12 protein-coding genes, 10 tRNA genes, 5 rRNA genes and 1 riboswitch (1 of these 28 running past the window's edge) are annotated in these 22,396 nt (G+C 44.6%); of the genes, 6 read left to right on the top strand and 21 right to left on the bottom strand.

Going from position 1 to position 22,396, the window contains the following annotated elements:
* Positions 1 to 106 precede the first annotated feature (106 nt).
* The 6 genes from ACZ5XR_RS00900 to ACZ5XR_RS00875 form a co-directional block, all read right to left on the bottom strand.
* Complete coding sequence (locus ACZ5XR_RS00900; protein ID WP_464502190.1) at positions 107 to 934, bottom strand: SDR family oxidoreductase; 828 nt, start codon at positions 932 to 934, stop codon at positions 107 to 109.
* Between the two features lie 35 nt (positions 935 to 969).
* The gene (locus tag ACZ5XR_RS00895) at positions 970 to 2,220 is read right to left on the bottom strand and encodes a serpin family protein (protein WP_464499853.1); all 1,251 of its coding nucleotides are present in this window, start codon (positions 2,218 to 2,220) and stop codon (positions 970 to 972) included.
* A gap of 513 nt (positions 2,221 to 2,733) precedes the next feature.
* The gene (locus ACZ5XR_RS00890) at positions 2,734 to 3,885 is read right to left on the bottom strand and encodes a C40 family peptidase (protein WP_464499852.1); all 1,152 of its coding nucleotides are present in this window, start codon (positions 3,883 to 3,885) and stop codon (positions 2,734 to 2,736) included.
* 332 nt (positions 3,886 to 4,217) lie between these two features.
* Positions 4,218 to 6,584, bottom strand: a complete 2,367-nt coding sequence (locus ACZ5XR_RS00885; protein ID WP_464499851.1) for a polyprenyl synthetase family protein — start codon at positions 6,582 to 6,584, stop codon at positions 4,218 to 4,220.
* 146 nt (positions 6,585 to 6,730) lie between these two features.
* Positions 6,731 to 6,910, bottom strand: a complete 180-nt coding sequence (locus ACZ5XR_RS00880; RefSeq protein ID WP_464499850.1) for a hypothetical protein — start codon at positions 6,908 to 6,910, stop codon at positions 6,731 to 6,733.
* Between the two features lie 359 nt (positions 6,911 to 7,269).
* On the bottom strand, positions 7,270 to 9,348 hold the full coding sequence (locus ACZ5XR_RS00875; RefSeq protein WP_464499849.1) for a S53 family peptidase: 2,079 nt from the start codon (positions 9,346 to 9,348) through the stop codon (positions 7,270 to 7,272).
* Positions 9,349 to 9,742: 394 nt separating this feature from the next.
* Between ACZ5XR_RS00875 and ACZ5XR_RS00870 the strand changes: the two genes are divergently transcribed.
* The 6 genes from ACZ5XR_RS00870 to ACZ5XR_RS00845 all read left to right on the top strand — a co-directional run bounded on the left by ACZ5XR_RS00870 (position 9,743) and on the right by ACZ5XR_RS00845 (position 15,446).
* Entirely contained in the window at positions 9,743 to 11,017 is a 1,275-nt protein-coding gene (locus tag ACZ5XR_RS00870) for an L-cysteine desulfidase family protein (protein ID WP_464502189.1), read from the top strand.
* A 134-nt stretch (positions 11,018 to 11,151) separates the two neighbouring features.
* The gene (locus ACZ5XR_RS00865) at positions 11,152 to 12,150 is read left to right on the top strand and encodes a P-loop NTPase family protein (RefSeq protein WP_464499848.1); all 999 of its coding nucleotides are present in this window, start codon (positions 11,152 to 11,154) and stop codon (positions 12,148 to 12,150) included.
* A 13-nt stretch (positions 12,151 to 12,163) separates the two neighbouring features.
* Entirely contained in the window at positions 12,164 to 12,964 is an 801-nt protein-coding gene (locus tag ACZ5XR_RS00860) for an alpha/beta fold hydrolase (protein ID WP_464499847.1), read from the top strand.
* A gap of 18 nt (positions 12,965 to 12,982) precedes the next feature.
* The gene (locus ACZ5XR_RS00855) at positions 12,983 to 13,792 is read left to right on the top strand and encodes an alpha/beta fold hydrolase (RefSeq protein ID WP_464499846.1); all 810 of its coding nucleotides are present in this window, start codon (positions 12,983 to 12,985) and stop codon (positions 13,790 to 13,792) included.
* Between the two features lie 114 nt (positions 13,793 to 13,906).
* Positions 13,907 to 14,087: riboswitch (Lysine riboswitch) on the top strand.
* A gap of 126 nt (positions 14,088 to 14,213) precedes the next feature.
* Positions 14,214 to 15,095: a 4-hydroxy-tetrahydrodipicolinate synthase gene (gene dapA / locus ACZ5XR_RS00850; protein WP_464499845.1), complete on the top strand. Its 882-nt coding sequence runs from the start codon at positions 14,214 to 14,216 to the stop codon at positions 15,093 to 15,095.
* A gap of 165 nt (positions 15,096 to 15,260) precedes the next feature.
* Positions 15,261 to 15,446: a hypothetical protein gene (locus tag ACZ5XR_RS00845; protein WP_464499844.1), complete on the top strand. Its 186-nt coding sequence runs from the start codon at positions 15,261 to 15,263 to the stop codon at positions 15,444 to 15,446.
* Positions 15,447 to 15,504: 58 nt separating this feature from the next.
* Here the strand turns inward: ACZ5XR_RS00845 and ACZ5XR_RS00840 are convergent.
* From ACZ5XR_RS00840 to ACZ5XR_RS00770, 15 genes are all read right to left on the bottom strand, one after another.
* Positions 15,505 to 15,578, bottom strand: a tRNA-Ile gene (locus ACZ5XR_RS00840).
* Positions 15,579 to 15,583: 5 nt separating this feature from the next.
* Positions 15,584 to 15,659 (bottom strand) — tRNA-His (locus ACZ5XR_RS00835).
* Positions 15,660 to 15,691: 32 nt separating this feature from the next.
* Positions 15,692 to 15,808 (bottom strand): 5S ribosomal RNA (gene rrf, locus ACZ5XR_RS00830).
* Between the two features lie 195 nt (positions 15,809 to 16,003).
* Positions 16,004 to 18,940: ribosomal RNA gene (locus ACZ5XR_RS00825) — 23S ribosomal RNA — on the bottom strand.
* 197 nt (positions 18,941 to 19,137) lie between these two features.
* A 16S ribosomal RNA gene (locus ACZ5XR_RS00820) occupies positions 19,138 to 20,687 on the bottom strand.
* Between the two features lie 326 nt (positions 20,688 to 21,013).
* Positions 21,014 to 21,087, bottom strand: a tRNA-Gly gene (locus ACZ5XR_RS00815).
* Between the two features lie 8 nt (positions 21,088 to 21,095).
* A tRNA-Met gene (locus tag ACZ5XR_RS00810) sits at positions 21,096 to 21,172 on the bottom strand.
* Positions 21,173 to 21,244: 72 nt separating this feature from the next.
* Positions 21,245 to 21,318: transfer RNA gene (locus ACZ5XR_RS00805), tRNA-Met, on the bottom strand.
* 14 nt (positions 21,319 to 21,332) lie between these two features.
* Positions 21,333 to 21,409, bottom strand: a tRNA-Arg gene (locus tag ACZ5XR_RS00800).
* Between the two features lie 35 nt (positions 21,410 to 21,444).
* A tRNA-Lys gene (locus ACZ5XR_RS00795) sits at positions 21,445 to 21,520 on the bottom strand.
* A 7-nt stretch (positions 21,521 to 21,527) separates the two neighbouring features.
* A tRNA-Thr gene (locus ACZ5XR_RS00790) sits at positions 21,528 to 21,603 on the bottom strand.
* A gap of 38 nt (positions 21,604 to 21,641) precedes the next feature.
* Positions 21,642 to 21,717, bottom strand: a tRNA-Val gene (locus ACZ5XR_RS00785).
* Between the two features lie 42 nt (positions 21,718 to 21,759).
* Positions 21,760 to 21,831: transfer RNA gene (locus ACZ5XR_RS00780), tRNA-Glu, on the bottom strand.
* Between the two features lie 41 nt (positions 21,832 to 21,872).
* Positions 21,873 to 21,989: ribosomal RNA gene (gene rrf, locus ACZ5XR_RS00775) — 5S ribosomal RNA — on the bottom strand.
* 195 nt (positions 21,990 to 22,184) lie between these two features.
* Positions 22,185 to 22,396, bottom strand: a 23S ribosomal RNA gene (locus ACZ5XR_RS00770); it runs 2,725 nt beyond the window's last position.
* Together the 16S, 23S and 5S rRNA genes with 10 tRNA genes alongside form the textbook arrangement of a ribosomal RNA operon.

The following is a 22,396-nucleotide window of genomic DNA, read 5'->3' as shown; positions in this document are numbered from 1 at the left end:
ACGGATAAGCACACAATTAGTTTCATCCAAATCCACCAGTTGGACTTTTACCCAATAAAAAAATGTCCACGTTACGTGAACATTTTTTGGTGACAGGCACCGTTTGTTATAAAAGGGATTCGGCACCGTCAATATAGATTTCACTTCCCGTGATATGGCTGGATTGTTTGGAGGCAAGGAATAGGACCAGGTCGGCGACTTGTTCGGGTTTTCCTGATCTGTGTTCCAAGGGCTGATTTCCTTCCGGGTATTCAATGGGAATTTGCACCTTCTTCAATTCCTCTTCCTGCCAAGTGTTTTCACCGATATTGGTTTCAATGGCACCCGGGCAGATAATATTGACTCGAATCTGATACTTGGCAAGCTCGAGGGCTGCCATTTTTCCAAAGCCCATCTGACCGATTTTGGATGTACTATAGGCTGAAAATCCAATGTTTTTATAGATTCTGTTTCCATTTATGGAACTGGTAATGATGATACTGCCGCCTTTTTTCTTCAAATGGGGGATTGCATATTTAACCGTTAAAAAGGTACCCGTTAAGTTATTGGAAATCGTAAGGTCCCATTCCTTTGGTTCCATGTCTTCAATGGATGTCATGACCCCATTAATGCCGGCGTTTGCGAAGACGACATCCAATCTTCCCCACTGGTCAATGGTTCTTTTATAGCAGTTTTCTATTTCCTCAGGGTGAGAAATGTTAGCTTCCAAGACAAGTGCTTCACTGCCCATTGCTTCAATTTGGTTTTTAACCTCTTCCACGTTTTCTTTATGCAAATCGACTAACGCAATCTTTCCCCCATTTTGTGCAAGCTTTATCGCAGCTGCCTTACCGATCCCCGAGCCAGCCCCAGTCACGAAAGCAACCTGATTTTGAAGTTGTTTCTCCACGTAATAAAATCCTCCTTTAAAGATGATGAATATTACTATATCCATCATGGAGATTTTAAAACGTTAAATTTTCCCACCTGCTACTTCCCTATTTGCGGATTGGAAATAGAACCCATAAACAAGATGGCTCCCGTTTTATTATCTGTTATGGCAATGAAAAACGGACGGTTGACTTCCATATGGAATCGGTCGCCTGCGGGTGCTGCGGTTTTTGAAATCATGACCGAGGTGGCGGCAGCCGCTTCCGTCCCTTTCTCATTCACATCTACATAGGTTTTTTGTTTGATTTGACTAATCCAAACCGGTTCGCTCTCTTTAATCATTTTTGTGAAATGGGCCCTATGGTCAAATGCAGTTGTCATCCCGAGCTTTTTTAATGTATTACTCCATTCTGCTTCGTATTCCAACCGAAATTTTGGCATCAGGAGGGTTCCTTCTTTTTCTTGGAATTCTGTATTCCATCTCTTCCAATTATCAATTGTAAGCATCTTGTTAAATTCTTCTAAACTGGAGTTTTCTTTGGGGAGAAATATGGTCATTTTCACTTTTCCATCGGTGTAAGGGAGATTCACTGCCTGAAAGTCCTTATTTTCCATATAATCCATTTTTTCATTAAGGGTCATTAGCAGCATATCTTTTGAGGTTCCATCTGCCAAGTGAAAGGTTCCGTTCACGGTAAGGTCTTTATTAAATTCGTGCATCCAATTCCCTTTAAAATAAATCGCGTTAAGGAGGATCGCCACTACATCGGGATTTAGATTGTCTTCAATCATTTTGTTGATTTTTCCGTTTGTCTTATTTTTCACCCAGTCATTAATGGTAGTAGGAGTTCGAGGATTTTTTAGGTCGATTTCTTGTATTTTGGCGTTATAAAACTTGCGGTTATTTTGTGCAAATTCATCCTGAAAGTGGAATTGATTGTTTAGCCAAATAGAGTTTGCGACATTCAATTGACCATGCTTTGAGTCGCTTTGAAGCATCGACATCAAGGATGCATTAGCTTTATTGAGCTGGTTTACGTCAATTCCCTCCTTGTTGAGAACCTTGTCCATCTCCCCTTTCGTCACCCCATCCGCTCCGTTATAGACCATGGACAGCGCCATCAATAAACTCGTAGGAGAAATGAATATGTTGCCATCTTTATTGGCCACGGCATTTGTCAGCAAATTGAATCCCAATTGATTGTTGGAGGAAATAATTTTTTTATAATCATCCTTGTTAAAATGAACCTTGCTTAAGGTTCCCGCATTTTCTTGGTTATTACCTGTTCCGCAGCCAGCCGCCAATCCCAAAAAACTCACAACTATCAATGGAACGATTAATTTTTTCAACTGCACCACCGTCCTTTACTTTATTAGACTTTGAAAATTAATAAATGTTTCAACGGGAAATGGCCTGTTAACTTTCGTTTTAGGGAGAAATAGAGTATGAATTTGACTATAAGGACACTTTGGCTAGAAAAAAACGGAGAACTGTCCTTGGGGCCGGGGCACAAGGACAGTTCAACCTGAAAAATAGGGGGATGTGTCCTTAAAGGAGTTCCTCGAGGACAGTTCGATCCTAAAAATAAGAGGAATTGTCCTTGAAGTCGTTCCTTGAAGACACTTCGATCCGAAATATACGGGGATGTGTCCTTGAAGAGGTTCCTCGAGGACACTTCGATCCGAAATATACGGGGATGTGTCCTTGAAGAGGTTCCTCGAGGACACTTCGATCCGAAAAATTCGAGGAAGTGTCCTTGAAGCCGTTCCATGAGGATAGTTTGACTCAAAAAAGAAGTCGAACTGTCCTTGAAATAATCCAAAAGACAGTTCAACCCCAAAAAAGATTCGTAATTTAATAGATTAATAAGGTGATCTTGCACCAAGATATCTAGATTTCCAATAAGTCGCAGTTAGATCAGAGATGACAACACCTTGTGATGCAGCACTGATGAATTTATTGTTACCTAAGTAGATTCCAACATGAGATGGACCGATTTTGTAGGTTTGGAAAAAGACCAGATCCCCAATACTTGGTGATTGAACGGGTGTTCCGTCCCCCCATTGTGTCTCAGTTGTTCGAGGCAATGAAAGCCCAACATTATGAAATACGTATTGGGTAAAACCACTGCAATCAAATCCTGCTGGAGTGCTTCCTCCCCAGCGGTATGGTGTACCTATGTATTTCTCAGCCTCTTGAATGACATCTTGTACAGTGGAGGCAGATGTTTTTACTTCTTTTTGAGGCGCAACTGATTCAGCCTTCACAACCGACTTTTGAACAGCTGCCGGTTTTTCGACTGAATTTGATTGTTTGGTTACGGTCGAATGCGTCGTTACAGCTGGTTTTTCAGTTGATGCTACAGGTGCTTTTTCGGCAGTTGAAAAAACACTCGCCACAAATTTTTTCGCAGCTTTTGAGTCCGGCTTTGCCGCTGTATGATTTTCGGTCTTTCTATATGAAACTTTAGACACTTTATATTCCCCTGCACCCTTTACCTTTAGGGTTTGTCCAACACGAATCAAGTCATTAGGCAGATGGTTTATAAGTTTAAGCTGGGTAATCGACAAATTAAAACGTGCCGCTATCTCAGAAAGCGTATCACCCTTTTGGACAACATACGTGCTAGGTGTGGTAGAAACCGAAGCTAGTGTGCCCGCGTTCGTTTCTGGTAATTTTAATTGCTGTCCGATCCGAATTAAATCAGATGATAAACCATTCAAGGCTTTAAGATCACTTACAGTTGTGCCATATGATTTGGCTAGTGCCCACAGACTGTCTCCCGCTTTTACTGTATAGGTAAGTGAAAGCTTTTGATTGACATAGATTCTATCACTCGAAAGGTGGTTCCAATCTTTTATGTTATGAACGGAAACATTGTTTAAATGGGAAATTTTCCAAAGGCTGTCCCCGGGGTGGACCGTATATGTATTTTCTTGTGCACTTGCCGTGGCTCCAAAAGCAGTCAGTACAAGCCCGGCAGTTGCAGCTGCTGTTACTAGATTTTTATTCAATTGTCGCACTTCCTTAAATATCATTATTCAATACTTAGATATCATAATGAAATTTAATAGGAATCACATCCACATAAAATGGATATTTAGTAAATTAATATAATAAATGGAAATGTAAATGCTTTCTGTTACAAACACTAGAAACAGCCCCAATTATTGTTATACAAAGGGTTTAATCCCCCATTTCAAAGGATTGTTACCCCATCGAAGTAACATATTTGTAATCTTTTTTTAATCTTAGAGAATATTCTTTCATGAATACTATTTTCCTAGCAAAAAAGAACTAGCATTAAAAAATCAGGGTCGCTTGGGGCACCCTGATTGGCAGGAAATTAATGATCACGGTTCACAATATAATTCAATAAATGCTTCAGAAAAGAGGTATTGCGCGGAACATCATTTAAGGCTTCCGAGGCAAGACAATAATGGTCCCACATCGTTTTTCTGGCCCCTTCAGAACCCAGGATGGATACAAAGGTTGAATGGTTGTTTTCCGCATCTTTTCCTATGGGTTTGCCGAGAACGTTCAGATCCCCTTCCACATCCAGCAGATCATCCTGAATCTGAAACGCAATGCCGGCATGATGGGCGAATTTTTTCAAAGCCGCCATTTCAGGTTCCTTTGCCTGCGCTAGAATGGCCGGCATAATCAGGGAAGCTTCGAATGCAATCCCCGTTTTATAAAAACTCATCCTGTTCAATTGTTCCAGTGTCAATGGTTTACCTTTGGAACTCAGGTCCATCGCCTGCCCCTTACACATATCCTCTATTGTTCTAGCCGAATATTGAATCAAATTAAGCACGGTTTTTGAATGGAACTGGTCAAGTGAGGCTTGTTCCTCCATTGCCTTTTGCGTCAGAAAAAGACCGGTTAATTCCGCGATTGCCATGTTGTATACCTCATGCAGAGTGGGCCGGCCCCTGCGGATGGACGCATTATCCTGTGATGGCAGATCATCGAAGATTAATGATGCCGTATGCAGATATTCCAATGATTTTAAAAGCGGCAGGATGGCTGAGCTTTTTAATCCGTATTCGTTAACACCCATGACCCATGTCATAATCGGCCTTAATCTTTTTCCATCGCCTTTGAGACTGTAATTTGCCGCATCAATAATGGGGTCTCCTAGCAAAGAATCGTTGTCGTTTTTAGAAATAGGCAAGCTTTGGTTGATCTCCTCACGTACGGTTTCAATCGTATCTAAAAAGTCTTCCTGCTCCGTGCGTTCATTTTTCAAAATGGTCAACATATGATCACGAAGCAGTTTATCAAAGAAATCAACATCATCCGCCTTTTGAACCATAAGCTGAATTAAACGATTGAACCTCGGAATGCCATAGGCAAAACGCTCCATCACTTCGTTGTATTTTTCGGAACCGATTCGTTCTTTAAATCGTTTTAATCCGTTTATCGCACGATCCAAAATCACCTCACAGGTCTTGGGATCCGAGTGGTACACGTTATGGATCAAATTGCTGATGACCGCCCAGTATAGTTCAAAGGGGTTGAGAAGATCGGGACGTTTATCATGATATTTCCAATAGTAGGTATAGGGTGTGACCGCACCGTCTTTCATATCATCAAACATATCTGCAAAATCATCTGCCAGCTGGTTGTAAATGCCATAGAAGAAGGTTCGGTTATCAAAATCCTCGTCTTGAGGGGCACTGAGGACGGAACGGACAATTAATCGGGAAGAAGAGGATTTTAAAATGATTGGAATATAAATTTCCTCATTGGTGTAGTTGGCATTGGACAGAACCTTTACACGGTCTACTTCCTGTGAATGAAAGAACACATAGGATTGCTCGAAGAAGGACTGCAATCGATTAGGCTGCTGATGTGCCTTAATGTACTCAAAGGCCCCTCGGAGTTCGGAATGAATATAGCGAATCAGATTTTTGGTTTTTCCAGTCCACTCTCCCATTGCCGGAACAACGCCGGTGGTAAGGGTGGTCCGAATTAGATTAGAATACTGCTTCTTCTCTTGTGCAGTTAGGACATCTGTATCCAGCAGGTCGTCAATGAAGGGATAGGTCAGACCATAGGAATAGCCCAGTCGTATTGCTTGGTCCAGTTTCTGAGACCGTTCTTCTGGAGATAGGTCATCGCTCATCTCTTCCAACTCGTGCATTAAAACCCCAGCAATGATTTTAATCAGTTTTCGCTGGGCTTGCACAGCATCCATCCCCTCTGGAATATTAGTAGAAACCGTCTTAAGTTTGTTAACGAGCCAGATCATGGTGGATTCGATGGCCTCTTCCTGAGCTTTTCGATACAACCCAGCCATGCTAAATGTCACCGTGTTGTCTCCACGGTTTGTTTTCAGGTGATGTTTCAAGTCATCCACGACACGCCGAATCCTCTTCTGCGTCTCAGCCGAGTCCAGGGCTTTACCCAAATCCCGCATGTAAATATAAGAGATGCTTCGTTCCAGGTATTGATCCAGCTTACCTGTATAATCCAGCCATTGGATATAATGGTGATACCCATTCGGTTTAGGCTTTCTACGTGAAAACAAGGATAGTAATGGATAACGATGAATATGGTTGATTTTCCAGGATTGTATATCTTTTGTAAGGGTAGAGACATAGGTTTTTTGTGAGACCAGACTTTTAAGTGTTTCAAAATATTCGGCAGCCTTCTGCTCAGCAAGCCGATAACATGAATCGGCATTTATTAATAACTCCTTATTCATACGGTCATTACCTCTGCTTCATGTATTACCTATATTTTAAATCAAGATGATGAATGAAAGCATTTTTCTTTTAAACTATTAAAATATAGTACATTGAGGACAGCTTTATTACCTGAAAGCTGAATTACCTTTTAAAAAAAGAACCGTTAGTGCTCTTTTTTTCTCTTCAAGGGCAACGCAGCCGCTCTTCTTTTCCCGCGGCAGCATTTTTTTCTGCTTCTTGCACAATGCAACGACTTTGCTTTGACCGTCATAGCTCTTTTTTTCTCTTCAAGGGCAATGCAGCCGCTCTGCTTTGACCGCGGCAGCTCTTTTTTCTGCTCCATGGGTAATGCAACGCCTTTGCTTTTACCGTCTAGGCTCTTTTCTTCTCTTTAAGGGCAATCCAGCTGTTCTGCTTTTCCCGCGACACCACTTTTTTCCGCCATAAGGGCAATGCCCCCCCCTTCTTTGACCGTCCAAGCTCATTTTTCCTCTTCTCGGGCAATGCAGCTATAAAATCTAGTTCCCGGTCCCCTCAGAAACGAGCTTTTTCAAAAAAAACGACGGCCTCCGATTAGGAAGGCCGCCGCTATCACTCTATTTTATTGTACCTGCAGGCTTACATCGTCCACAAAGAAACTAGTTGGATTGCTGACGTCATTCGTGCCTTTGAAAGCAATTTGAATCGTCTGGCCTTTGTAATTTAAGAGGCTGTAGCTGTGCCATCGTTCACTGTTAACAAGGTGGATAGGGCAGAACCGCTTGTATTGCGAACCTGCGCGTATAGATAATCATAAGCATGAGTTGTTTCTGTTGTGGAAACATAGGTCCAGAATGTAAGGGTAGCACTCGTTGCGGTAGTCGGAATGGTAACAGTTTGATAGATTGTATCCGTACTACTATTATAGCCATTTAGATAAGCAGAGTAGCTGCCAGTATGCGGACGGGTTGTATCCACCAGCTGATAGTTGCCTGTGCTTGTTTCTGTCCAAGGCGATTGGCCGCTTTCAAAACCGCCATTTGTAATCAGCTGGGTGACCGTCCCGCCGCCGCCACCGCCGCCTGAACCTCCGGAAGACCCGTTAATGTCGCGAATCAAGTTATACGCATCAGGCGTACCAATACCGGAAGCCATATCGTAGCCGGCCGTTGCAGGATAATACAGGTTGGTTCCAGATGTAACATCATGGTATGCAGGATAAGTTTGTGTCGTATTAAAGGATTTATACAGAGTTGGGTTCGCCTGGCCTAAATTGCCCTTGCCATTTGCTGCGGCATATTGGTTATTAAGCGCAGCGATTCCTGCCCATAAAGGTGCGGCAGCTGATGTTCCGCCGACGACGGTCCATGTTCCTTGACTATAGATGGAGTAACCGGTGCTTGGGTCCGCATCTGCGGAAACATCCGGAACTTGACGTTTGCCATTTGAATAACTATTTTGTACGCCAGTACCTGACTGGAAGGATGGCATCGCATATACTTTGGACAAGCCGCCGCCTCCGCCGGTCTTATTCGTGTTATTGCTCCAGATCGATTCTGAGCTGTAAGAAGAGCCGCTAAGATTCAAGTGGGTACCGCCTACACCGGTAACATATGGATCATTAGCCGGACTGTCGACTTCTAAGGTAGTGCCGCCCGAATCATAGGCCCCATTATCACCAGCAGCGGCAAAAATACTTTGTCCCTGTGTGGCATATTGCTGGAAAATCGTATGGAGGCTATTCATGGTCGCACTTGATTCATGCTGCTCGCCTATTCCCCAGCTGACTGAAATCGATTTTGCTATATTATCAGAGGCAATTTTTTGATACGTGTCAATTAAACCCTGATCCGTATTCGGTCCTTCATAGACCCTCACTTGGGCTTTTGGAGCGATTGCATTGATCACCTCAATATCCAGTTCTACTTCGACTTCCCCTTGACCGGCAGCCCCATTGTAGCCGTCGACATATACATTGGTCGGTGCAGGGCTTCCAAGACCATAGTAGTTACTATAATTGGTTGTGTTGGTAGACTTATATCCGTCAAGCTCCATGACGGCTACTGTTTGACCGCTGCCTGTATAGCCGGCACTTGCCAATGGACTGACATCGTATGCCCCTTTCAATTCAGCTGGTGTATATCCTCCAGCCGGGCCGCTGCCGACGTTCGGTACAACAGCTGCAGGCTTTGAATTAACATGTGTTGTTGGTTTTCTAATTTTTGGATGGGTATAGTGGGCTTCGTTATTCATCCCTTCCACGTCTGTGATAACTCCTGAAAACTCAGCAGGAATCACCGGTGCCTGGGCATTGGAATAATAGGTTTGCCCTTGGGAATTTTGATAGTTATTAATTGTTACACCAAATGCATCTTCCACATGTCCGGTTGTCCCACTGACGGTAATAAACGCATTATTGGACGATACATTTTGGATTTTAAAGCCTTTACTAGTTAAATAGCTTTTTACATTGGCAACCGTCTCATCAGTTGGCCCATATTGACTTTTGAATTCTTCGGGTGTTATGTAATGCTTGTAATTGGAGGAGGAAGGGTCGTTCAGACTGGCAATAAAATTGTCCAGTTTATCACTGTTTCTTAATTGCAAGGCAATCGTTAAAGAAGATTTTGTGCTGCGGTTCGTGTGACCAAGGAGCTTACCATGCTTGACGGCCATTGGTGTTGCTTCATTAAGCTGAACGCGGTTGGTTGTTGCTGCATAGCTTGATCCTCCAGCCATGTACAACGTCAAACTTAACAATGATGCAACAGTTGGTACTAATAATTTTTTTCTTTTCTTCATCCTTTCACCTCTCCATTTTCCTAAACAAACAAATCACCCTTCCAATCCTAGGAAGCAAGTCCCGTTTTAAGGCGGTCTGATTTATTTATTTGGAATAAATTATCATTACATAAATAATTTTACTTATAATGGAAAAAACCGTATATATGTCTTTTTTCGTATTTTAAATTAGAATTTGATGAGAAAAAATCAAATCATCCACCAGCTTACCAAATGGGGAAATAAGGAATGATTTCTTTTTAAAACAAATGATTAAATAGAAACCCTCCTGTGATACTATTATATTAGTATCATTTATGGGGTTAACCACATGGAAATAGCCGTGGAGGATACACCCATATATATTCACCGGGATTTACCTAATAGTTCATTAGAAAAGCAGAGGGTGATTAGAATGGGGAAGTATAAAATACTGTCAATTTTAGAAAGAGAATTAGTAGTTGCCCTTGGCTGTACGGAACCGGTAGCCATTGCGTTAGCAGCTGCGACGGCGAAAAGCTATGCAATGGGCCGGATTGAAAAAATTCAGGTTAATGCGAGCGGAAATATTATTAAAAATGCTAAATCAGTCGGAATACCGGGAATGTCAGCTAAAGGGCTCGATTTTGCCGCTGCTCTTGGAGCTGTTTCGGGAGACCCGAATAAGCAGCTTGAACTTCTCGATGGGCTTACGGGTGATGATGAACAACTGGCACTCAAGCTGATTGAGGCAGGGAAAGTAACAACTGGTCAAGCCGATACACCGAAAAGACTTTATATTGAAGTAATTTTACAAACCGATCAGCAAACTTCGAGAGTGGTTATTTCCGATAATCATAGCAATATCACCATAATAGAGGTGGATGGAAAAACGGTGTACCTTGGCGGCTGTGAAAATATTGGCATTCAAACAGATGAAGATGAATTAGAAGAACTCACCATCGATGAAATATATGATTGGCTTCTCACCGCAAACCTTAACGACCTGGAGCTTATAAAAAAGAGTATTGAATTAAATCGTAATATTGGAGTCGAAGGACTCTCCGGCGTTTATGGGCTAAATGTTGGTAGAACGATTAAAGAAAATGTAAAAAAAGGATTTCTTTCTGATGATTTGGCCACAGCTGCTATGTCACTAGCCGCTGCTGGTTCCGATGCCAGAATGGCAGGTTCAATCATGCCGGTTATGGCAAATACGGGAAGTGGAAATCAAGGAATTGCTGTAACCTTACCTGTTGTGGCCGTGGCTGAGAAGCTGCAGGTTTCGGAGAAAAAAATGATTCTTGCAGTGGCCCTAAGCCATCTTATTACGATTCATATCAAATCCAAATTTGGCCGTTTGTCCGCCTTATGCGGCGTAACTGCTGCCGGTATGGGGGCAAGCGCCGCGATTGTATATCTGCTTGATGGCAGCCTTCAACAAATAAAAGCAGCAATTCAAAATACGATTGGCAATGTGTCAGGAATGATCTGCGACGGGGCCAAGGCCGGATGCGCCATGAAAGTTTCCACGTGTTCCAATGTCGCGGTTCAATCAGCCTTGCTGGCATTGAACCATCAAGAAATCCAATCGACAGACGGCTTTATTCAAAATGACGTCGAAAAAAGCATCGAAAGCTTCTGCAAACTTGGAAACGAAGGAACCCGGCAAACAGATGAACTGATATTAAAATTAATGCTTGAAAAATAAGGGGGTCAGTCCCCCGCTGCTTTAAAGCAGCGGGGGACTGACCCCTAATTTTTTGTTGACATTTTATTCCTCTATGTAATACATTACTCTTGAAAGTAATTATTTTTCACCAAAGAGTAATAGAAGGGAGAGTCATGATGGATCATTTAAGATTAAATGTTAGCTTACTTAGGCAGCGCGTTCCCAATTTAACTGTTGCCGCTTCTACTGTTGGACTGCGCCCTGCAACGGTTTCTAATTTATGCACAGGGAAAATTCCAATTGGAAGAGCTGAGGTTCGAACACTCGCTGCGCTTGCGGAACTGGCAGACTGTTCATTAGATGAACTCATACTAAGGGGAAGTGATGTCGAAATGATTGAAACGGGAATTAAAGTAATAGACCTTTTTGCTCCAATAACCCGCGGCGGAACTATTGGCTTTGTTGCCCGGCCTGGAATGGGACAGCTCGTTGTATTGGCAGAGATTTTTCACAGAATGAATCTTAAAGGCAATCCGACTATCCTTTTAATGCCTCGAGACGAAGGACTGGGGATCGAAGAAGTCATCAACGAATCGAAAATTGTGTGCAAAACCATCGATGAAGCATACGAACTCATCACTCAAATGGACGAGAAGGAGACGATATTTCTCGCGGCTGACCGGCAAATGGTCCTCACTGGAGAGATCTATTCCCTAATAGAAAAACTGCAGGAAGCCGGTGTTACCAATCTAACCACCTGCTTGGTCGATTTAAGGGGTGAGGCCGTTGATATCCAAGAACCATATGGCCCACTGGATACGCTTTTACAATTTGATGCCGAATTAATTTCACGAAGGATTTACCCTGCTATCAATCCCGTTTACTCTACCTCCATCTTAGTAGAAGGCGCAAATGTTGATAAAATCCATATGCAGACACAGCAAAATGCTCGCAAATTGCTTCGCCGCTACAGAGAATTAAGATTTCTTGCGGCTTCCTATGGATTTGAGCATATGGCTGCCGCTGACCAGGATATTTATCAAAAGGGACAAAAGCTGGAAGCCTACCTAGAGCAGCCTTTCTTAATAACGGTAGCCTTTACCAACAAGGAAGGTGTCTATATCCCACTTCAGGAGACGTTAAAAGAAGTTCAACAGCTGTTAAATTCGTAATGGGGGAGTTCAATTGGAGACAATAAAAGGGTATGCCCAGCTCTCTGACGTAGAAATGTATTACGAAATGGCAGGTAATGGCGAGCCTTTGCTGCTCATCCATGGTCTGGATTCAGATTTACGCATGTGGGATCGGCAGTTTCTTAGCTTCTCACAGTTCTTTCGGGTGATTCGCTTTGATTGCCGGGGATTTGGCAGAACGCCAATGCCAGCTGGAAAATTCCAGATACTTGATGATATTCATGATTTGATGAGCGAAATCGGCATCGAAAGTGCCCATATATTGGGATATTCGTATGGAGGAACCATTGCCCCCACTTTTACCCTGAAATACCCTGGGAAGGTGAAAAGTCTCATACTGGCTAGTCCAGGGATGGTTGGGCATCAATGGTCCCTCGAACTTCAAGATTATTTTAAAAGGTTTCAAGAATGCTATCGCGAAAAAAATGATGCTGAAATGCTTCGACTGTTAAAATGGAAAAGTATTTACGGCCCCTATCGTAATAATACAGGGTTGGATGAAATTTGCCATTTAGTTGAACGGATGTTCCAAGAGGCACTTTCGATTATTCTGCGGGAGGGCACACCACTGCCGACAGGGGATACAAGAAATCTATTACCAGCGATCAATGTTCCAACACTTGTTTTAGTTGGGGAATTAGATTTTCACGATTATCACCTGATTGCTAATTTTTATGTAAAGCAGATTCCTAACAGCGAAAAGAGAATCATTCCAGATGCAGCACACTTTATGAGTTTGGAAAAGTCAGAACGGTTCAATCAGGAAATTCTCGAATTTCTTCTAAAACTATAATTGAGGGAGTTGAACGACATGGTAACTAGCCAAGCAAGTTTTGCAGCGATCAATGGAACAAAAATGTATTACGAAATAAAAGGTGAAGGCAAGCCATTAGTGATGATACACGGCCTTCCAGTCGATTCGAGAATGTGGGATGCCCAATTTGATGAGCTATCCAAGCAGTTTCAAGTCATTCGTTTTGACTTGCCAGGATATGGTCGTTCACATGTGCATCATGAGGATTACCATTTATTAAAAGATATTAAGAGCTTACTAGAATACTTGAATATCGAACGCATGAATTTACTTGGCCTATCTGTTGGTGGGAAGCTGGGTATTGATTTCACCTTGGAACATCCTGAAATGGTTGATTCCTTAATTGTTGCTTCCACAGGACTAACGGGATGGACAAAGGTGTCTCCACAGAAGCAAAAGCATGATGAAGAAATGAACAAGTGTTATCAGAAACGGGAATTAGAAAAGGCCATCCAACTGATGTGCCAGGCGTGGACAGCAGGTCCCTTTCGGAAATTGGAAGAGGTGAATCCTGTGGTTCAAAAGCAGTTTTCTGATATGGTTCGTCATTCTTTTACAAAAGAAAGAGGAACTGGAAAATTAATATTTCCGGAAACGAATTATATGGCAATCGTCAATCAAATCAAGGTTCCTACATTAATCATCACCCCAGAATATGATTTCCCTGAATTTGGGCAGATTGCCGACTACCTCCATTCAAAAATAATAGACTCAGAGAAAATTACACTCCCAGATACCGCCCACATGCTCAATATGGAAAAGCCTGCAGAATTTAACTCCCATATTATCGATTTCTTAAAAAGATAGGGGGCCAGTCCCCCGCTGCGTTAAAGCAGCGGGGGACTGACCCCACTTGAAATTCTAGGAAACTTCTGATATATTAAATAGTAATTAAATATTTTCTTACTTCATACCTTTTGAAGTGAGGATAGAGGTGCAAAGACCATTAGTACATAGTTTGAGGATGATGAGGTCCCGTGATGATTATGGAAAGGGGAATTTGCCGAAGCTTCAATGACTCTCATTGGACTTGAAGCTGGTTCTGCTGTTGAAAAAATACAGAACTGTCATATAGGAAACTATATGGAGGGCTATCTCACGCATAGGAACTGATATCTTTACGTTTCTACTGCAGCAGCGAACCCTCGTTGCTGCTTTTTTGCGTTGAATTTGAAGGGCCTTAACCACCTCTAAATATTAAAAAATATTTTTAAAAGGGTGAGAATTGATGAATTTTGGCCAGGTTTTAACTGCGATGGTTACGCCTTTTGATCAAAATGGCGATGTTGATTTTAACGCTACAAGAACATTAGTAAACTATTTAATTAGCAATGGAACTGATGGATTGGTCATTGCCGGTACAACGGGCGAGTCCCCAACACTAACAACAGAAGAAAAAGTAGAGTTATTTAAATTTGTTGTCGAAGTTGCTGCCGGAAGAGTTCCAGTCATTGCCGGTACGGGTTCCAATAACACGAGAGCATCGATCAGCTTAACGAAAAAAGCGGAAGAAGTTGGAGTGGATGGAATTATGCTTGTTGCGCCGTATTACAACAAGCCATCCCAAGAAGGATTGTATCAGCACTTTAAAGCGATTGCCGAATCTACGAAACTACCAATCATGCTTTATAATATTCCGGGACGAAGTGTGGTCAATCTGTCCGTTGAGACCATTGTTCGACTTGCACAGATTGATAATATTGTTTCTATCAAGGAAGCAAGCGGAAACTTAGATTCCATGGCCGAAATTATAAGTAAAACGCCGAGTCATTTTACATTGTACAGCGGAGATGATGGATTAACCATTCCGGTTTTAGCTATCGGCGGCGCCGGTATTGTTTCAGTTGCATCCCATATCATAGGTAATGAAATGCAAGAAATGGTTAACCAATTTAAAAATGGCCATGTGCAAGAGGCAGCAGCTTCACATCGCAGTCTTCTTCCGATTATGAAAGCATTATTTGTTGCGCCAAGCCCTTCACCGGTAAAAGCTGCTTTAAATATGAGCGGTATCCATGTAGGCGGCGTCCGCCTGCCAATGGTCCCTTTAAGCAATGAAGAAAAAAGCACTCTTTTAAGTATCCTTCCGTCAAGCAAAATCAATGCCTAAAAAAAATAAAAACGAGCTGGCAAAACTCCATAATGCACTGGAGTTTGCCAGCTTTTTTTATTCACAAGTATTCCGCTTGTAACTATGGCACCTTTACGCTGGAATAAGAATAGCTTAAAGCAAATATGATTAAATATTAGATTCCTAAAAAGGAGTTGAATGAGGATGAAAGTTTTCAATAAAATTGCTTTATTTTTTGTTATTCTATATTCCGGCATCATTATCATAAACACTTATTTAGGAGAAACGGATCGGGTCCAATCCAATGTTATTTACTTTATTATGAATGGTTTTGCCTATATTGCTTCTGCTATAGAAATTGAAAAAGAGAAACAAATATTGGAGACTTAATGTTTTTTGTTTCAATAAAAGAGCGATTACCCATTATCGGTAATCGCTCTTTTATATATGGGCCTAAATGGACTCGAACCATCGACCTCACGCTTATCAGGCGTGCGCTCTAACCAGCTGAGCTATAGGCCCAAATATGGGGCGGCTGATGGGAATCGAACCCACGAATGTCGGAACCACAATCCGATGCGTTAACCACTTCGCCACAGCCGCCATCATAAAATAATAGCCCCAAAAGGGGCTTAGCCTGGCAACGTCCTACTCTCACAGGGGGACAGCCCCCAACTACCATCGGCGCTGAGAAGCTTAACTTCCGTGTTCGGGATGGGAACGGGTGTGACCTTCTCGCCATTATTACCAGACTATTTATTTGAGAGATCGTTCTCTCAAAACTAGATAATGCAGAAGAAGTTTCCGTAAAAACGAGGTAATCTGTCTAGCTTCGGCTCCTAACTTCTCGGCCGTTTCGATCCGTCCCTACAAATCCAAAAAGCAGGATTTGCAGTGCCGGCTCTCCAACGTCTCTCGAAGTTGAACAGTCGCCTCCGCTTTTCTATTTGGTTAAGTCCTCGATCGATTAGTATCAGTCAGCTCCACATGTTGCCACGCTTCCACCTCTGACCTATCAACCTGATCATCTTTCAGGGATCTTACTAGCTTGACGCTATGGGAAATCTCATCTTGAGGGGGGCTTCATGCTTAGATGCTTTCAGCACTTATCCCGTCCGCACATAGCTACCCAGCGATGCCTTTGGCAAGACAACTGGTACACCAGCGGTGCGTCCATCCCGGTCCTCTCGTACTAAGGACAGCTCCTCTCAAATTTCCTGCGCCCACGACGGATAGGGACCGAACTGTCTCACGACGTTCTGAACCCAGCTCGCGTACCGCTTTAATGGGCGAACAGCCCAACCCTTGGGACCGACTACAGCCCCAGGATGCGATGAGCCGACATCGAGGTGCCAAACCTCCCCGTCGATGTGGACTCTTGGGGGAGATAAGCCTGTTATCCCCAGGGTAGCTTTTATCCGTTGAGCGATGGCCCTTCCATGCGGAACCACCGGATCACTAAGCCCGACTTTCGTCCCTGCTCGACTTGTAGGTCTCGCAGTCAAGCTCCCTTATGCCTTTACACTCTGCGAATGATTTCCAACCATTCTGAGGGAACCTTTGGGCGCCTCCGTTACTCTTTAGGAGGCGACCGCCCCAGTCAAACTGCCCACCTGACACTGTCTCCCACCCCGATGAGGGGTGCGGGTTAGAATTTCAATACAGCCAGGGTAGTATCCCACCGACGCCTCCACCGAAGCTGGCGCTCCGGCATCTCAGGCTCCTACCTATCCTGTACAAGCTGTACCAAAATTCAATATCAGGCTACAGTAAAGCTCCATGGGGTCTTTCCGTCCTGTCGCGGGTAACCTGCATCTTCACAGGTACTATAATTTCACCGAGTCTCTCGTTGAGACAGTGCCCAGATCGTTACGCCTTTCGTGCGGGTCGGAACTTACCCGACAAGGAATTTCGCTACCTTAGGACCGTTATAGTTACGGCCGCCGTTTACTGGGGCTTCGATTCAGAGCTTCGCTTACGCTAACCCCTCCTCTTAACCTTCCAGCACCGGGCAGGCGTCAGCCCCTATACTTCGCCTTGCGGCTTCGCAGAGACCTGTGTTTTTGCTAAACAGTCGCCTGGGCCTATTCACTGCGGCTCATCGAGGCTATTCACCTCAATGAGCACCCCTTCTCCCGAAGTTACGGGGTCATTTTGCCGAGTTCCTTAACGAGAGTTCTCTCGCTCACCTTAGGATTCTCTCCTCGCCTACCTGTGTCGGTTTGCGGTACGGGCACCTTTTATCTCGCTAGAGGCTTTTCTTGGCAGTGTGGAATCAGGAACTTCGGTACTCTATTTCCCTCGGCATCACAGCTCAGCCTTCACGGTGAACGGATTTTCCTATTCACCAGCCTAACTGCTTACACGCACATATCCAGCAGTGCGCTTACCCTATCCTCCTGCGTCCCCCCGTTGCTCAAACGATAAAGAGGTGGTACAGGAATATCAACCTGTTATCCATCGCCTACGCCTTTCGGCCTCGGCTTAGGTCCCGACTAACCCTGAGCGGACGAGCCTTCCTCAGGAAACCTTAGGCATTCGGTGGATGAGATTCTCACTCATCTTTCGCTACTCATACCGGCATTCTCACTTCTAAGCGCTCCACCAGTCCTTACAGTCTGGCTTCAACGCCCTTAGAACGCTCTCCTACCACTGACACCTAATGGTGTCAATCCACAGCTTCGGTGATACGTTTAGCCCCGGTACATTTTCGGCGCAGAGTCACTCGACCAGTGAGCTATTACGCACTCTTTAAATGGTGGCTGCTTCTAAGCCAACATCCTGGTTGTCTAAGCAACTCCACATCCTTTTCCACTTAACGTATACTTTGGGACCTTAGCTGGTGGTCTGGGCTGTTTCCCTTTTGACTACGGATCTTATCACTCGCAGTCTGACTCCCACGGATAAGTCTTTGGCATTCGGAGTTTGTCTGAATTCGGTAACCCGATGAGGGCCCCTAGTCCAAACAGTGCTCTACCTCCAAGACTCTAACAACGTGAGGCTAGCCCTAAAGCTATTTCGGAGAGAACCAGCTATCTCCAAGTTCGATTGGAATTTCTCCGCTACCCACACCTCATCCGCGCACTTTTCAACGTGCGTCGGTTCGGGCCTCCATCCAGTGTTACCTGGACTTCACCCTGGACATGGGTAGATCACCTGGTTTCGGGTCTACGACCACATACTCAAAACGCCCTATTCAGACTCGCTTTCGCTGCGGCTCCGTCTCTTCAACTTAACCTTGCATGGGATCGTAACTCGCCGGTTCATTCTACAAAAGGCACGCCATTACCCATTAACGGGCTTTGACTACTTGTAGGCACACGGTTTCAGGAACTATTTCACTCCCCTTCCGGGGTGCTTTTCACCTTTCCCTCACGGTACTGGTTCACTATCGGTCACTAGGGAGTATTTAGCCTTGGGAGATGGTCCTCCCTGCTTCCGACCGGATTTCACGTGTCCGGCCGTACTCAGGATCCACTCAGGAGGGAACGAAGTTTCAACTACAGGGCTTTTACCTTCTATGACGGACCTTTCCAGATCGCTTCATTTACCCCGTTCCTTTGTAACTCCATGTTGAGTGTCCTACAACCCCGAAAGGCAAGCCTTTCGGTTTGGGCTGTTCCCGTTTCGCTCGCCGCTACTCAGGGAATCGCGTTTGCTTTCTCTTCCTCCGGGTACTTAGATGTTTCAGTTCCCCGGGTCTGCCTTCAATATCCTATGTATTCAGATAAAGATACTGCTCCATTACGAACAGTGGGTTCCCCCATTCGGAAATCTCCGGATCAAAGCTTACTTACAGCTCCCCGAAGCATATCGGTGTTAGTCCCGTCCTTCATCGGCTCCTAGTGCCAAGGCATTCACCGTGCGCCCTTTCTAACTTAACCTAAAAGGTTTTACTCTAATTCAATAGAGAGAAAAACTAAAATGGCGATTAACTCGATGTTTTACTTGACTTCTTCATTATGATTATCTAGTTTTCAAAGAACGAATAAAAAAAGCTCTGAGAGAATTGCTCTCTCAAAACTAAACAAACAAAGAACGTGAAACTTGTCTGGCTCACAGGTCCAGCTTATATCCTTAGAAAGGAGGTGATCCAGCCGCACCTTCCGATACGGCTACCTTGTTACGACTTCACCCCAATCATCTGTCCCACCTTAGGCGGCTGGCTCCTTACGGTTACCCCACCGACTTCGGGTGTTACAAACTCTCGTGGTGTGACGGGCGGTGTGTACAAGGCCCGGGAACGTATTCACCGCGGCATGCTGATCCGCGATTACTAGCGATTCCGGCTTCATGTAGGCGAGTTGCAGCCTACAATCCGAACTGAGAATGGTTTTATGGGATTGGCTCAACCTCGCGGTTTTGCAGCCCTTTGTACCATCCATTGTAGCACGTGTGTAGCCCAGGTCATAAGGGGCATGATGATTTGACGTCATCCCCACCTTCCTCCGGTTTGTCACCGGCAGTCACCTTAGAGTGCCCAACTGAATGCTGGCAACTAAGATCAAGGGTTGCGCTCGTTGCGGGACTTAACCCAACATCTCACGACACGAGCTGACGACAACCATGCACCACCTGTCACTCTGTCCCCCGAAGGGGAAAGCCCTATCTCTAGGGTTGTCAGAGGATGTCAAGACCTGGTAAGGTTCTTCGCGTTGCTTCGAATTAAACCACATGCTCCACCGCTTGTGCGGGCCCCCGTCAATTCCTTTGAGTTTCAGCCTTGCGGCCGTACTCCCCAGGCGGAGTGCTTAATGCGTTAGCTGCAGCACTAAAGGGCGGAAACCCTCTAACACTTAGCACTCATCGTTTACGGCGTGGACTACCAGGGTATCTAATCCTGTTTGCTCCCCACGCTTTCGCGCCTCAGCGTCAGTTACAGACCAGAAAGCCGCCTTCGCCACTGGTGTTCCTCCACATCTCTACGCATTTCACCGCTACACGTGGAATTCCGCTTTCCTCTTCTGCACTCAAGTCCCCCAGTTTCCAATGACCCTCCACGGTTGAGCCGTGGGCTTTCACATCAGACTTAAAGGACCGCCTGCGCGCGCTTTACGCCCAATAATTCCGGACAACGCTTGCCACCTACGTATTACCGCGGCTGCTGGCACGTAGTTAGCCGTGGCTTTCTGGTTAGGTACCGTCAAGGTACCGGCAGTGACTCCGGTACTTGTTCTTCCCTAACAACAGAGCTTTACGACCCGAAGGCCTTCATCGCTCACGCGGCGTTGCTCCGTCAGACTTTCGTCCATTGCGGAAGATTCCCTACTGCTGCCTCCCGTAGGAGTCTGGGCCGTGTCTCAGTCCCAGTGTGGCCGATCACCCTCTCAGGTCGGCTACGCATCGTCGCCTTGGTGAGCCGTTACCTCACCAACTAGCTAATGCGCCGCGGGCCCATCTGTAAGTGACAGCCGAAACCGTCTTTCAGCTTTTCCTCATGAGAGGAAAAGGATTATCCGGTATTAGCACCGGTTTCCCGGTGTTATCCCAGTCTTACAGGCAGGTTGCCCACGTGTTACTCACCCGTCCGCCGCTAACCAACGGGAGCAAGCTCCCATTGATTCGCTCGACTTGCATGTATTAGGCACGCCGCCAGCGTTCGTCCTGAGCCAGGATCAAACTCTCCAAGAAAGTTGATTAGCTCAAAAATGTTACGTTGGCTTCGTTTCAATAAGAAACGAATATTATTGTTTGTTTACACGTCTTGTTTGTTTAGTTTTCAAAGATCAATTTTTCAGTGCCGCTCAAAAGCGACTTTATTAATATATCATCTCATCTTCAAAGTGTCAATTATTTTTTAAAGTTTTTTTAAAGAAATGACTTCATTTGAAGCAGAGACATTTATTAATTTTACAGATTGATATAGTTAATGTCAACTATTTTTTTATCTTTCTACAATAGTTTTTAAAAAAACCAGTTAATGTAGAGTAAAAAAGAAGAACTACCTTATTTGTAATTGGAGCGGGTGATGGGAATCGAACCCACTACATCAGCTTGGAAGGCTGAGGTTTTACCAGTAAACCACACCCGCATTTTATTTGGTTGCGGGGACAGGATTTGAACCTGCGACCTTCGGGTTATGAGCCCGACGAGCTACCAGACTGCTCCACCCCGCGACGATAATATTTATAAACTTTTGTTCATATCTCAAGGTTTAAGATCACCTTGATCACATGAAATTATTCAAATAGCGGCGGAGGGGATCGAACCCCCGACCTTACGGGTATGAACCGTACGCTCTAGCCAGCTGAGCTACACCGCCAAACAAATATATTATGGCGCGCCCGAAAGGAGTCGAACCCATAACCTTCTGATCCGTAGTCAGACGCTCTATCCAATTGAGCTACGGGCGCATTATTGAAAGTTATTTTGCTAGCGCAAAAAACTTTGGTGAGCCATGAAGGACTCGAACCTTCGACCCTCTGATTAAAAGTCAGATGCTCTACCGACTGAGCTAATGGCTCGCAAACGTGGTGCCGGCTAGAGGACTTGAACCCCCAACCTACTGATTACAAGTCAGTTGCTCTACCAATTGAGCTAAACCGGCATTTATTGATGATTATTTTCATTATCGTGAAAAAATCTTGGTGGAGGATGACGGGATCGAACCGCCGACCCTCTGCTTGTAAGGCAGATGCTCTCCCAGCTGAGCTAATCCTCCATTATAATGAAAGTTATTTTCACTGACGTGAAAAAACTTTGATGACCCCTACGGGATTCGAACCCGTGTTACCGCCGTGAAAGGGCGGTGTCTTAACCGCTTGACCAAGGGGCCAACTAAAAAATTACAAAAATAATAGCCCCAAAAGGGCTTTAGCCTGGCAACGTCCTACTCTCACAGGGGGACAGCCCCCAACTACCATCGGCGCTGAGAAGCTTAACTTCCGTGTTCGGGATGGGAACGGGTGTGACCTTCTCGCCATTATTACCAGACTATTTATTTGAGAGATCGTTCTCTCAAAACTAGATAATGCAGAAGAAGTTTTCGTAAAAACGAGGTAATCTGTCTAGCTTCGGCTCCTAACTTCTCGGCCGTTTCGATCCGTCCCTACAAATCCAAAAAGCAGGATTTGCAGTGCCGGCTCTCCAACGTCTCTCGAAGTTGAACAGTCGCCTCCGCTTTTCTATTTGGTTAAGTCCTCGATCGATTAGTATCAGTCAGCTCCACATGTTGCCACGCTTCCACCTCTGACCTATCAACCTGATCATCTTTCAGGGATCTTACTAGCTTGACGCTATGGGAAATCTCATCTTGAGGGGGGCTTCATGCTTAGATGCTTTCAGCACTTATCCCGTCCGCACATAGCTACCCAGCGATGCCTTTGGCAAGACAACTGGTA

The sequence above is a fragment of the Neobacillus sp. Fa239 genome, from assembly GCF_055395235.1.
Note: the sequence above shows the minus strand (reverse complement) of the source record. Positions and strands in the feature narration are given on the sequence as shown.

Bases quoted from the DNA above. Each gene is read 5' to 3' on its own strand.
- ACZ5XR_RS00875 (WP_464499849.1), bottom strand. From the start codon at position 9,348: ATGAAGAAAAGAAAAAAATTATTAGTACCAACTGTTGCATCATTGTTA.
- ACZ5XR_RS00855 (WP_464499846.1), top strand. From the start codon at position 12,983: ATGGTAACTAGCCAAGCAAGTTTTGCAGCGATCAATGGAACAAAAATG.
- ACZ5XR_RS00885 (WP_464499851.1), bottom strand. From the start codon at position 6,584: ATGAATAAGGAGTTATTAATAAATGCCGATTCATGTTATCGGCTTGCT.
- ACZ5XR_RS00900 (WP_464502190.1), bottom strand. From the start codon at position 934: ATGGATATAGTAATATTCATCATCTTTAAAGGAGGATTTTATTACGTG.
- dapA (WP_464499845.1), top strand. From the start codon at position 14,214: ATGAATTTTGGCCAGGTTTTAACTGCGATGGTTACGCCTTTTGATCAA.
- ACZ5XR_RS00865 (WP_464499848.1), top strand. From the start codon at position 11,152: ATGATGGATCATTTAAGATTAAATGTTAGCTTACTTAGGCAGCGCGTT.
- ACZ5XR_RS00870 (WP_464502189.1), top strand. From the start codon at position 9,743: ATGGGGAAGTATAAAATACTGTCAATTTTAGAAAGAGAATTAGTAGTT.
- ACZ5XR_RS00880 (WP_464499850.1), bottom strand. From the start codon at position 6,910: ATGGAGCAGAAAAAAGAGCTGCCGCGGTCAAAGCAGAGCGGCTGCATT.
- ACZ5XR_RS00845 (WP_464499844.1), top strand. From the start codon at position 15,261: ATGAAAGTTTTCAATAAAATTGCTTTATTTTTTGTTATTCTATATTCC.